10 protein-coding genes and 2 pseudogenes are annotated in these 12,448 nt (G+C 65.0%); 6 read left to right on the top strand and 6 right to left on the bottom strand.

What is annotated here, in order from left to right; all coding sequences use genetic code 11:
- Positions 1-154 (bottom strand): annotated as a pseudogene (locus FPZ47_RS30780) (hypothetical protein); the annotation flags it as partial.
- 77 nt (positions 155-231) lie between these two features.
- Between FPZ47_RS30780 and FPZ47_RS23590 the strand changes: the two are divergent.
- A complete protein-coding gene (locus tag FPZ47_RS23590; protein ID WP_144955916.1) occupies positions 232-513 on the top strand; it encodes a type II toxin-antitoxin system Phd/YefM family antitoxin in 282 nt (93 codons plus the stop codon).
- Positions 510-863, top strand: coding sequence for a type II toxin-antitoxin system RelE/ParE family toxin (locus tag FPZ47_RS23585; protein WP_144955919.1), 354 nt, complete (start codon positions 510-512; stop codon positions 861-863). The genes FPZ47_RS23590 and FPZ47_RS23585 overlap by 4 nt, the downstream gene beginning before the upstream one ends.
- A gap of 170 nt (positions 864-1,033) precedes the next feature.
- On the opposite strand, the gene FPZ47_RS23580 is transcribed toward FPZ47_RS23585, so the two are convergent.
- Both FPZ47_RS23580 and FPZ47_RS23575 read right to left on the bottom strand, forming a co-directional pair.
- Entirely contained in the window at positions 1,034-3,862 is a 2,829-nt protein-coding gene (locus tag FPZ47_RS23580) for an MMPL/RND family transporter (RefSeq protein WP_144955939.1), read from the bottom strand.
- 35 nt (positions 3,863-3,897) lie between these two features.
- Positions 3,898-4,323 carry an MmpS family transport accessory protein gene (locus tag FPZ47_RS23575; protein ID WP_144955922.1) on the bottom strand — a complete coding sequence of 142 codons (426 nt, stop codon included), beginning with the start codon at positions 4,321-4,323 and terminating at the stop codon, positions 3,898-3,900.
- Positions 4,324-4,651: 328 nt separating this feature from the next.
- On the opposite strand from FPZ47_RS23575, the pseudogene FPZ47_RS29845 reads away from it, so the two are divergent.
- Positions 4,652-4,870 (top strand): annotated as a pseudogene (locus FPZ47_RS29845) (helix-turn-helix domain-containing protein); the annotation flags it as partial.
- A 290-nt stretch (positions 4,871-5,160) separates the two neighbouring features.
- Here the strand turns inward: FPZ47_RS29845 and FPZ47_RS23565 are convergent.
- The gene (locus FPZ47_RS23565) at positions 5,161-5,880 is read right to left on the bottom strand and encodes a creatininase family protein (protein WP_144955925.1); all 720 of its coding nucleotides are present in this window, start codon (positions 5,878-5,880) and stop codon (positions 5,161-5,163) included.
- Positions 5,877-7,139, bottom strand: a complete 1,263-nt coding sequence (locus FPZ47_RS23560; RefSeq protein ID WP_246133566.1) for a hypothetical protein — start codon at positions 7,137-7,139, stop codon at positions 5,877-5,879. The genes FPZ47_RS23565 and FPZ47_RS23560 overlap by 4 nt, the downstream gene beginning before the upstream one ends.
- A gap of 104 nt (positions 7,140-7,243) precedes the next feature.
- Here FPZ47_RS23560 and FPZ47_RS23555 point away from each other — a divergent pair, with 104 nt between their 5' ends.
- The 3 genes from FPZ47_RS23555 to FPZ47_RS23545 all read left to right on the top strand — a co-directional run bounded on the left by FPZ47_RS23555 (position 7,244) and on the right by FPZ47_RS23545 (position 10,710).
- Positions 7,244-7,579: an SCO3933 family regulatory protein gene (locus FPZ47_RS23555; protein ID WP_144955927.1), complete on the top strand. Its 336-nt coding sequence runs from the start codon at positions 7,244-7,246 to the stop codon at positions 7,577-7,579.
- Between the two features lie 96 nt (positions 7,580-7,675).
- Positions 7,676-9,076 carry an FtsK/SpoIIIE domain-containing protein gene (locus FPZ47_RS23550; RefSeq protein WP_144955930.1) on the top strand — a complete coding sequence of 467 codons (1,401 nt, stop codon included), beginning with the start codon at positions 7,676-7,678 and terminating at the stop codon, positions 9,074-9,076.
- A gap of 86 nt (positions 9,077-9,162) precedes the next feature.
- Entirely contained in the window at positions 9,163-10,710 is a 1,548-nt protein-coding gene (locus FPZ47_RS23545) for a replication initiator (protein WP_246133567.1), read from the top strand.
- Between the two features lie 196 nt (positions 10,711-10,906).
- Here FPZ47_RS23545 and FPZ47_RS23535 read toward each other — a convergent pair whose 3' ends face one another.
- Positions 10,907-12,346, bottom strand: a complete 1,440-nt coding sequence (locus FPZ47_RS23535; RefSeq protein ID WP_210419976.1) for a recombinase family protein — start codon at positions 12,344-12,346, stop codon at positions 10,907-10,909.
- Positions 12,347-12,448 lie beyond the last annotated feature (102 nt).

Here is a 12,448-nt window from a genome sequence, read left to right as displayed (position 1 = left end):
GTGGGGGACGGGTGGATGGGCGGGCCAGCGATCCCGGGCGTAGTTGCCGCCCGTCGCTGTCGGTGACGGTGAGCGCGTCGGCGGGTCCGGTGATGGTGATGTGGCCTTGGTGGTGGCGCCGGTGGTGGTAGGGGCAGACCAGCACCAAATTGGTGACAAGTCGCAAACCTACCCCCTGTATTGGAGAGGTGGGCGAGGCACAAACCGTACGGATTGTCGTACGATATCCGTATGGCGAACGTCGTGACCACGGGTGAGGCGCGAGATGCGCTGCACAAGATCGCGCAACGCTTCGACGCCGGCGAGGGGGAGCCGGTGTACTTCGGCTCGCACCGCAGGGCGCAAGGCGTCATCGTCCCCGTGGCGGTGTGGGAGAAGCTGCTTGAGGCCGCCGAGGACGAGCTCGACGCAGAGCTGGCCCGCGAGCGGCTCGCTCGAGATGATGGACGACACTTGAGCCAGGCTGAGGTGAACGAGGTCCTCGACCGGCTTCGTGCTGGCCGCTCTGCGTGAGCGGAGAAAACCAGCGACCTGCCCGCTATCGGCTTACCTTCGCATTGGACGTTCTGGCCGACCTCGTGGCCGTGCAGAAGGCCGACCCGGCCGCATTGGAGGCGGCGCAGGCTATCATCGACGACCTGGCGCACGGGCGGGTGCAGGGCAAACTACTCGGTGAACGGCGCATCAGCGGGGATCTCACTGGACTGGCGCGGGTCAAGTTTGATATCTCAAGCCGGCGGCCGCAACGATTCCGTTTGATTTACCGACAAGTCGACGAAGACACCCGCCATGTCGTAGCTATCGGGCTCCGCGATGAACACGCCATCTACCGGACGGCTGTTCGCAGGGTCACGTCGGCCTGATTCCACAACGATTGACACCGGTGGTGCCCGCTCGCCGGCCCTATCAACGGGATGGGGGTAGGTTAAGGACGTGTTAGGCCCCTGATCCTGCTCTGTCGCATCCCACCTACCTCGACCTGCGGATTCGCCGCTATGGCACACATATTTGAGGTTAGTGACAAGTCGGTAAACTATCCCCTCAGGAGCAGTGCGCGCACCAGTGGACGGGGGCCCACAGATCGGAGCAGTTCGCTGGCTGGGCGGGGGCGGACCCGTAGCGGCCACCAGAACCAGCGCCCCAACAGGGTAGCGATGGATGGGATCATCAGCGAGCGCACGATCAGCGTGTCGATGAGCAGGCCCAACCCGATGGTGGTGCCGCCCTGTTTGAGCGTGTACAGCTCGTTGACCGCCAAAGAGGCCATGGTGAAGGCGAACACCAAGCCGGCCGTGGTCACGACTCCGCCGGTGCCGCCTACGGACCGGATGATGCCGGTCTTCAGTCCTGCGCCGATTTCTTCCTTGAACCGCGAGACCAGCAACAGGTTGTAGTCAGATCCCACGGCCAGCAAAATGGTGACTGCGAAAGGCAAGGTGATCCAGTGCAGTTCCAAGCCGTAGATGTGTTGCCAAAACAGCACCGACAGGCCGAAGCCGGTCGCTAGCGAGAGCACGACTGTGCCGACGATGACCATCGAGGCGACTAGCGCGCGGGTGATGACCAGCATGACGATGAAGATCAGGATGAGCGCGGCGATGGCCTCGGTCATGACGTCGTATTTGGTGGATTCTTGGATATCTCGGTAAGTAGCCGCCGTGCCACCCAGGTATAACTTCGCACTGGCCAAGGGGGTTTCTTTGACCGCCTCGCGTGCGGCCTTGAGTTCTGCGTCGACGTGGGAGATCGCCTCGGGGCTGGCGGGGTCGATGTTGTGGGTGATGATCATACGGGTGGATTTGCCGTCGGGGGAGACCAGCAGCCTGAGGCCGGTCTTAAAGTCAGGGCTGTCGAACACTTCTGGCGCGATGTAGAAGAGGCCGTCAATTTTTGCTTTGTCGAAGAATTCGCCCATGAGTGTGCTGGTGTCGGTCATGCGGTCCATTTGAGTGACCAGGCCCGAGAAGCTGCTGTACAGGGTTAGGAACGTAGTCTGCATCGACTTCGCGACAGCGATCAACGGCGGGATCAGCGCGACCAGCTTACGGGACGCATCAGCACTATTTTGAAGATCTTTGGCAAGAGAATGGAAGTTCTCGGCGAGTTTGTCGAAGCCGTCCAAAGCGTCGAAGATCGAGCGTAACGACCAACACATGGGGATGTCGAAGCAATGTTTGTCCCAGTAGAAATAGCTGCGAAGTGGCCGCCAGAAATCGTCAAAATCTGCGAGGTGGTCGCGTATTTTGTCCGTAATAGCGGCAGTATCAGCTGTGACCCGAGCACTGTCGCTTATCGCATCCGTCAGCTCTTGTTGCACCGTGTACATGCGCTCTAACGTCGCGATCTGGACGCCGAGGTCGTCTCGAGTCAGCCGCAGGATATCGGCCAAGCGGTCCTTCAGATACTGCAGGTTCTCCCGGATCGGGACGGGCTGCATGCCGATCGCAAACGGTATGGTGCCGTGCTCGATGTTGTATCCCAGCGGCCTGGTGATGCTTTGCACCCGCGCGATGCCCGGCACCCGGAAGATACTCGCCGCAATCCTATCCAGGTCGAGCATGTCCACCGGGTTACGCAGGTCGTGGTCGGCTTCGACCAGCAACAGGTCCGGATTCAGCCGGGCATGGGTGAAATGCTGCGTGGCGGCGCGGTCGCCGACGTTGGACGCTAGGCTCGCGGGAACGTAATAGCGGTCGTCGTAGTTGGTGTGATACCCCGGCAGGGTCAGCGCCCCGACTATTGAGACGACCACAGCGCTGGCAAGGATCGGGGCGGGCCAGCGCACCGTGGCCGTCGCTAGTCGCCGCCACCGGTAAATATTGGTCTTTCGCTTGGCGTCGAGTAGGCCGAACCGCGCGTCGATGGCCAGCAGAGCCGGCATCAACGTCAGCGAGGCCGCGATCACGATGACCAGTGCCACCGCGCATGGAATCGCCAATGTATTGAGGTAGGGCAGCCGGACCAACCGCAGGCACAGCATCGCGCCGGCGATCGTTAGCCCGGAACCCAACACGACATGGGCAACTCCACGGTATGTCGTGTAGTAAGCGGTTTCACGGTCTTCGCCACTTTGACGGGCTTCGTGATAGCGGCCGAGAAAAAAGATCGCGTAGTCCGTGCCGGCCGCGATGGCCAGCGCCATGAGCAGACTGACCGCGAACGTGGTGAAGCCGATCACGTGAAAGTTGCCGATGAATGCCACGGTTCCCCGCGCGGTGGCCAGTTCGACAAAAATCACCATCAGCACGATCAGCAGGGTGGCTATCGACCGGTAAGCGATGAGCAACATCAGCGCGGCTACGGCGATCGTGATCGCCGTGCGCTTGGCCAGACCCCGGTCGCCGGCTTCAGTCAAGTCTGTGGTCAGCGGCGCCTGACCGGTCACATATGCTTTGACACCCGGCGGCGGATGAGAGTGCGCCACGATCTGCTCGACTGAGTGCACCGACTCATCCGCCCGCGAGGAGCCCTGGTCGCCGGCGAGGTTGAGCTGCACGTAGGCGGCCTTACTATCGGCGCTCTGCTCGCCGCCCGCCGTGACCAATTCCCCCCAATAGTTCTGCACTTTCTCGACATGCGCGGTGTCGCGCTCGAGCCGGCGCACGAGATCGTCGTAGAAGCGACGTGCCTCGTCGCCCAGCGGTTTGTCGCCCACCAGCACCACCATCGCGACGCTGTCGGAGTCGAACTCGTGAAAAACTTTGCCCATGCGCTTCATCGCGATCAGCGACGGAGCATCCTTAGGCAATAGGCCGACCGAGTTCTGTCGTTCCACCAGATCCAGTCGAGGCACGAAGACGCTGACGACGACGGCGAACACCAGCCAACCCAGCACGATCGGCACCGCCAGCCGCCGCAACATCCGCGCCGCAAGAGGCCGCTCGGCGTGGCCGCCGCTCACGCGGCTTTATCCAAGCAGAAAACCTGAGCGTCGAAACGGGCTGCGGACTGCTGGTCGCGCACCACACCGTTGACCAGAATCCGGCAACCGAGCGTGTTGCTGTCCCCTTGTGCCACCACGTTGGCGAACATTCCCGGCATGGTCGTGGTCACGGTGTATGACCACGGCAAGGTGGTGAAATTTGCGCGCTGAGGCTGAGCGTTCTCGTCCAGGTAATTGACCACACCCGCCGTGCCCGGGGGCCCGGTAACCTCGTAAACCACGCGCTTGACGTTGATCGGCACAATCTGCTCGACCGGGCCCACCTCCGCGACTCGGTGCGAGCCGAACACTCCCTGCAATCGGTAAGCCACGAAGCCCCCGACGGCCGCAACCGCGACGATCACCAGCGGAATCCACGCCCGCTTGAGAATACCCAGCAAAGTCGTTGCCCTTCAGGTTCGGGTTGCTGTCACTCCAGGCTGCTACGTTCGGGTCGTTGACCCGAGTACGTCGTCGGTGTGGTCGCCACCAGGGAACGAACCGACCCTTCGCCGTACCGCCGTATCCGCGCTGGGTAGCCCCGCCCATGCTCAGGCCCGTCCTCCGCCCGTGTCGATATCTGCAAGCGGCCTAAAACCCTGTTCCCTTCGGCCAAGCGGTCGATTGATGCCATGAGTACATATGGTGGCGAGGAACTGCAGGTCGCGGAAGGGGGAGCTTAACCTCGGAATTTGACACCCAGGACGCCGCGCTGGCTAGCATCGCTTCGTGACCAAGACACTGGGAGAATTTCTTCGGGCGCGACGCGAGGCGATCACACCCAGCCAGCAGCGCCACGGCGATCTTCCGAGACGGCGGCGCACCCCTGGGCTGCGCCGCGAGGAGGTGGCCGTGCGGGCCGGCATCAGTGCCGACTACTACGCGCGGTTGGAACAAGGACGAGAAAACCACCCGTCCGCGCGGATATTGGACGCCTTGGTGATCGCGCTCGATAGCAGTAAAGAAAGTCCTCACGCGCGAGGTCAGGGCATGTGTCCCACGGTGGCCGGTGGTCTGGCCCGGCTCTGGTCGCCGCGCGAGAGGCGCAAACGCCGTTGGCCTGGCGGCGGCAGGCGCGAACACGGCCGGTGTTCTCACTGGGTGGTGGGCGCTGGTCTGGTGCTCGGCGGCGGACGCAGGGCGCAGTGGAGCGACCGGCGCGGACGGGAGCGCCAGCGGACGGAAGCGAAGGGAGCGCAGCGAAGCCCGGAAGGTAGCCGCCGAGCTGTCGCTTGTGCTCAACGTGTGGTGAGGAGTTCGATCAGGGTGTCGGCGTTGCGGCCGAGGTGGTCGAGGGCACTGCTGCCTTTGGCGGCGGTGGCCTGGGATGGGGAGCCGATGACGCCGGTGGGTGTGTAGGCGTGGATGCCGAGGCTGGTGAGGTAGCGGCGGTCGTTGGCGGTGTGGTCGCTGGTCTGCCAGCCGTCGTGCAGGTAGTCGGGGTGGGTGGCGAGCAGGATGGAGGTTTCCAGTTCGCCGGCGTGCATGTCGTCGTGGTTGCTGCTGTGGATTCCTGCGGTGGTGCGGGCTTCGGCCCAGTCTTCGCGGCTGGGGTAGAGCCCAGCCTTGACGGGGTTTTTGGGGTGGTTGGCTTGTTGGACGACGTTGGTGAGTACCGCGTTGCCGCCGTGGCCGTTGACGACGATCAGCCCGGCGATGTTCTGGCGTGCCAGCGATTCGATGATGTCAGCGACGATCGCGGCCAAGGTGGTGGCGCTGATGCTGATGGTTCCGGGGTAGGCGGCGTGTTCGTGGGAGCAGCCGAACGTGACCGGTGGTAGGTGAAATACGTTGTGGTGCTGACTGATTGCGGATGCGATGGCAGTGGCGATGAGGGTGTCGGTGCCCAGCGGCAGGTAGGGGCCGTGTTGTTCGAATGAGCCGACCGGCAGCACCGCGACCGCGTGGGTGGCCGCGGGGTCGGTGGTGGTGGTGTCGGGGATGACTCGGCGGTTCATGGGGTGACTCCTTGGGTGGCGTTTTTGATGCGGCCGGCGAGCTGTTGCAGGATCGGGTCTTTGTTTCGCCGTCGACGGTCCCGCACGATTGTGCCTGCCCGCGCGAGATGAAGTCTGGCTCGCTGCGAGGGCGCGGACAGGTAGCCGGGGATTGCTGTGGCGGTCAGTGTCAGTGCTTGCTGGTATTCGCTGGTGGCGATGTAGGCGTGCAGGAGTCGCATATCGGCCACGGTCTGATCGCGGTGCTGGTGTGATGTCCAGGCGTGATGGTGTCCGGCGAGCAGCGCTACTGCTTTGTCGGGGTCACCGATGCGTAGGTAGCCGGCGGCGATCTCGCTGGCGACGTAGGCACCGTGGGCGTAGATCGCGTGATCATGCGGGTGGGGTTGCAGGTCACCGAGTTCGAGGGCTGCGGCGGCGTGGCGATGAAATCCCCGCTCGTTGTGATTGGCCAGCTCCGCGAGGGCCTGTTGGCGGGCGATGCTGGCGGCCAGACGGCCCACGTCGTGGCCTTCGATGAGTTCGGCGGCATCGGCGGCCAAGGCGGTGGCCAGGTCGGGGTTGGTGCGGGTGAGAATGTTGGATTGGCGCATCAGGATCATGGCGTTGAATGCCGGGCCGGCCGTACGTAGGTGCAGGGCTGCGGTGTGGGTGAGTTTCTCCGCGGCGGCGTGATCGCCGAGGTCTTGGGCGATCCACCCGGCGACTTCGGCGATGGCCCCGGCGGCTCGGCGCATTTCTGCCTTGACCTGCGAGGGTGCGTGGACGATGAGGGATTCGATGGTGAGCAGATCGGATTCCACCAGGGGGCGGGCGTGTTGGGGGCCGAAGGTGTGCTCAGCTTGGATGTGGGCATGTTGCTGGGCGGCGATGACGGCGAGTACGTCGTGGTCGACGGGGAGTTGTAGCAGCAGCGGGTGCGGCAGCTCGGTGGCGATGGGCACGCTGAACATTTCGTCGGGTTCGACGCCGAACACCGCGGCGAGGTCTTCGCGCCACACCGGGCCGAGCATTCCGGTCCGCTCGATCTGGGCGATTTTTTGTCGCAGGGACTCTTGGGTGGGCAGGTCGGCATCGCCGCGTAGCTTGCGCACGTTTTCGACCTCGATTGCCAACTCGCGCAGGCTGTAGCCGTAGCGTTTGCGGGCTTGGCTGAGCCGCTGCGCGTTGAGTGCGCGGATCGGGTCGGCGGCGGCCATGACGTCGATCATGCCGCATACATCAGCGCAGGTCAGCTGCGTGTGCGCGTTTACGGTCATCACCAGTATCACTGCCTGTCACTTCCGGGCGCATCCGGGATGGCGCTGTCCTTGAGTCGCGGCCGAACAGACCGCGCCAACACCGCAAGGAAGGACAGCAATCCATGAAGTTACGTATCGACACCACCGGGGTGACGTTTTTGTGCACGCGGATTCCTGAGCAGCGCACCAATTTCGACACCGGTGCACCGCGCGTGGACAAGGCCACTGGACAGGCGTTGTGGCAGGTGCAGTTGATCGCCCTGGATGCCACCGGCGGTGAAGTGCTCGCGGTCACCGTGGTCGGGGAACCGAAAGTCGTTGTCGGCCAACCGGCGTGTGTGACGGGTCTGGTGGCGTTGCCGTGGTCGCAAGACGGCCGCTCGGGCATCGCGTATCGGGCCGAAGCGATCACCGCCACCGACCCCGGCACCGTCAAGACGGGCCAGCAGGCCCGGTAACCGCGGGCCAGCCCGGCAGTCACGCAGACCACCGCGTAGGGGCTGCCGGGCTGGCGCCCCCACCCCGCTTTCCGCTGTCAGTGAAGGAAGACCGTCATGTCGAACACCCCAAACCGTAAGCACCACAACAACAATCCATCACCTGATGATGACTGGATCGGCGAGCTGATCGTGGGATTGGTCAAAGCCACCGGACAGTTACTGTGGTGGGCGATCCTGTTTCCGGTCCTGAGCATCCCGGCCACGGTGGCGCTCTGGGTCGCCGTCAGTCACGGCGCGCGGGCCGGCGTGTTGACCGCCGTTGTGGAGATCGCGGCATGCAGCGGCTGGGCAATCCTGGAGCCGTCATCATTTAGCCGGTGGGTAACCAACCCGGTGCGACAACGTTTCCTGACGTGGTGGCGCTACGGGCGTAATTGGGCGTCGGTGTGCGCCCTGCACGGGCTGACCGCCAAATTGGGTGAGCGCACCCTGGTCCCGGCTGTGGTGTCGGTGCGGATCGGCCGCCACGCCGACGTGATCAGCCTGCGCGTGGTGACCGGCCAGTCAATCGCTGACTGGCAGAAACGCGCTCCGGCGTTGGCGGCGACATGGGGAGCGGAGCGGTTGACGATCCGCGCCACCGCGCCGGGGCAGCTGCGGATCATCATCGGCCGCGGGGATGTGCTCGGCCAGCCGGCCGCGGTGCCCATGCCAACCTCGGGGTCGGCGGTCGATCTGGGCGCGGTGCGGGTCGGGGTCACCGAATCACGACGCTGGTGGCACCTACCGGTGTTGGGCCAGCACATCCTGGCCGCCGGGGCCACCGGAGCCGGCAAAGGCTCAGTGCTGTGGTCGCTGATCGCCGGGCTGGCACCCCAGGTCAAAACCGGGCGGGTGCGGTTGTGGGTGATCGACCCCAAAGGCGGCATGGAACTCGGTGCCGGCGCGCCGCTGTTCACCCGGTTCTGCTACCACACCGGTCAGCCCGCTGTGGAACTGCTGCGCGAGCTGGTGGAGCTGATGCAGACCCGCGCCACCCGGCTGCGCGGGCACACCCGCCTGCACACCCCTACACCGGCCGAACCGCTGATCGTGCTGATCATTGATGAGATCGCCGCGCTGACCGCCTATGTCACCGACCGCAAACTCCGCGCCGAGACAGAACAACTCCTCGGCCTGCTGTTGTCCCAGGGGCGTGCGGTCGGGATTTCGGTGGTCGCCGCGGTGCAAGACCCGGCCAAAGACACCCTGCCGGTACGCCAATTGTTCACCGTGCGCATCGGGCTGCGCATGACCGAGGCCACCCAAACCGCGATGGTGCTCGGTCAAGGCGCCCGCGATGCCGGCGCCGAATGCGACCTGATCGCCGATGCCACCCCCGGCATCGGGTACGTGATGATCGACGGCACCGCCGAACCGATACGGGTCCGGGCCTTCCACGTCACCGATCGCGATATCACCTTGTTGGCCCGCACCTTTCGGGCACCGCGTTCAGGCGAACAGGGCAACCGGTGAACACCGTCGCCGTCACTGTCGCGCAGCCGGCGTTCGTGCTGCCGGGCCTGCCGGCCACCATCGATGCCGATGCGGTGGTCACCCAGATGCTGCGCCGCGCATCCTCACCGAGTTTCGGGTCGTGGTGGCATCGCGCCGAATCGGTCGGGTTTTGCGCCCACCCCATCCAGCTGTCCGGTGCCGACACCGCCGGGCGTCGGCACACCGTGTGGACACGCTGCAACAACCGCCGTCACGCGGTGTGCCCGTCATGCTCAGACCTCTACGCCCGCGACACCTGGCAACTCGTCCACGCCGGAGCCGCCGGCGGCCACCACAACATACCCGCCGAAGTCGCGGCCCGCCCGCAAGTGTTCGCCACCTTGACCGCGCCGAGCTACGGGGCGGTGCACAATGCCACCGGCACACCCTGCCACACTCGCAAAGGCGCCAGCTCAGCCACCCGATGCTCGCATGGAAACCAGTTGCGGTGCAACATAATCCACCGTATCGATGACCCTATGGTCGGCCAGCCGCTGTGCGGGGACTGCTATGACTACCTCGGGCATGTCTTGTTTACTTGGCATCTGCCCGAGCTGTGGCGGCGCTTCACCATTGCACTACGACGCGCCGTGGCGACACACCTGAAAACAGTTGGCGTCAAGCCCGGTTCGGTGCGGGTGAGCTTCGTCAAAGTCGTTGAACTGCAAGCCCGCGCCATCCCCCATATCCACGCTCTGATCCGCCTCGACCCGCCACCAGCCGACAACGACACCACCGGATCGGGTGACCACAACCGTCACGGCCCCGCCGCCCCGCGGGGTGGTGGGGAGCCCCGTCCGACAGCCGACCAGCACACCGGCTGGTCATCACCGATCACCCCCGCCGACCTAGCCGCCCTGATCCAGCGCGCCGCCCGCCACGTCCGCATCGACATAGCCACCGGCGACGCCGGTCAAGAGGCGGTGCGGGGCTTGCGGTTCGGCACCCAGATCGACACTCAACCATTGACACCCGAAACGCCAATAGCCGCAATCGATTCCGAAACCGACGACACCGCAGCCGCGTCGGTATCGCCGTTGTCGCCGCGTCGGGTCGCGGCATACCTGGCGAAATACGTCACCAAATCCCTGCACGACTTCGGCATCACCGCCCGGCGCCTCACGGCAGAAGCGATCGGCGACATGGATGTTAGCGAACATGTGCGGGCCATCCTGTCCACCATCGCCTACCTCGCCGAACACACCGCCTCGGCAGACTCGTCGTTGGCGGGGATCGGGCGCTGGCTGCACACCCTGGGCTACCGCGGCCATATCACCACCAAATCCCGGCGCTACTCGACCACCATGGGCGCCCTGCGCACCGCCCGCGCCACCTGGACCCGCCACCAGACGGCCAAACATTCGCAGCCACAAAACGATCCACGATCCGCCTATTTCGCTGACGACGTGACGACGAGCACAGGCAGGCAACACCAACCGATCGACACCGATGCGATGCTGTGGGAGTTCGACCGCGCCGGACATACCAGCGCCGGGGACCGCGTCCTGGTCATCTCCGCAGCGCTGCGCCACATTGGCGCCCGCATCACCGGTATCACCGAATCCCGGACTGTCTGCACCCGCATCCCGCCCCCACCACGCGGGGCCGGGTGATGGCCACGACGCCCGCGGGCGGCGCCGCCGGCAACCACGATGCCGGCGCGGTCCCGCTGCACGAGCGCCCGGAGTTCATCGCGTGGCTGACCGCCTCATGTGAACGCCAGAATTTGCCAGTCGCCGTCACCGACCCGACCGTCATCGCACGCATCGCCACCCTGCTCGGGGCAGCACGCCCGGCGCCGCCGGCGGTTCAGACCCGCCACACCGGGGCCACCCGGTCGATGTCCAGGCGGCGCGAACCGGGGGTGCCCGGTGCGATGACCGCGTGATCCAACACCGCTTTGATGATCGCCTGCTGGCGACCCAAATCCAGCCCGTCCCACTCGGTGCGCAGCGCACCGCCGGTGCCGGCCAACTCGAAGACCGCCGTCGTGTCGGTCGCCGCAGCAATATCACGGCGCGCTGTGGTGATGCGGTCGGTGATCGGATCACGCGCAGCGATCCACTCCCGGGCGGTAATGGCGCCATCGGCATACAACCCCGCCAGCTCATCCAGACGTTGCTGATCCGCGTCGACCTGAGCCGCCAAACCGGCAACATCGGCATTAGCGGTGGCTTTGCCGGCCAGCACATCGGCCAGCTGCGGTGAATCCAACCGCGCCAGCACCGCCTCGGTCAGAAGTTCTTCGACCGGGGCGGCGACCACCGTCAACCGGCCGCACCCACCATGATCCGGCCCTTTCAAACACACATAACGGCGCACCCGATTCTGCGGATTGCTATGCCGCGCGTGGGAATACAGCCGGTTGCCGCACCGCCCGCAGCGCAACATCCCCGACAACAGATACGTGCGTGCTGATCTGGTTTTGGTCACCGCGCGTGCCGCCATCCGCGCCAACACCCGATCACGGTCTGCTGGGGTGATGATGGCGGGCCATACCGCCTCACCGATCACCTCCCCGCGGTGCTCCCGTAACCCGGCGATGCGGCCCGAGGACAACACCTGGCGCACGGCGGTGGTCTGCCACGACTTCGCCACGCTCGGGGCGATCTGCGACTCGTTGAGCCAGATTGTCAACGACCGCAAGGACTGGCCGGCCAGATACCGGTCCACCATCTCACGGACGACTGCGGCCTCCGACTCGCGCACAGTGATCTTGTCGGCTTCATACCCGAACGGGCGCGCTGAACCATGCGGCAACCCGGCCTCGGCGTTTTGCAACATCTTGCGGCGAATCCGCGCCGACTTACGCCCGGACTCCTTGGCGGCGAACGCCGCGAAAATGCGGGCCATGAACAACCCGTCATCATTGCCCAAGTCGATGTCGGCGGTCACCGTCGCCACATCGCGCACCCCCACTGACTCGCACAACGTGACGAACTCCTCCAACTCCACCGGACGCCGATGCAGCCGATCCAAGTTGTAGACGATCACCGCATCACGATCACCCGATGCCAGATCAGCCAGCATCCGGGCGTACTCGCGGCGCGGCTTACCGGAAAACGCCGACACATCGTTGTCGACATACTCAGCCCCGACCGGCCAACCCCGATCAGCGGCGAGCTTGCGGCAATCCTCCAACTGCCGGGCCACCCCCAACCCGGTGCCCTCGGCATCCGAGGAAATCCGGGCATAAATCGCCGCCGACCCCACCCCGACACGCTGACCAGCAGATTTCCTCGCAGACATGAGGGTAGTTTAACAACTTATGACCTTGGGCAGCTCGGTGGGGCCGCCGTCTTCCCAGTAGGCGTCGGCGGCGGGCGTAGTGTCCGAGCTTGTCACCCGGGC

It is taken from the genome of Mycobacterium helveticum, from assembly GCF_007714205.1.
Taxonomy (GTDB): domain Bacteria; phylum Actinomycetota; class Actinomycetes; order Mycobacteriales; family Mycobacteriaceae; genus Mycobacterium; species Mycobacterium helveticum.
Note: the sequence above shows the minus strand (reverse complement) of the source record. Positions and strands in the feature narration are given on the sequence as shown.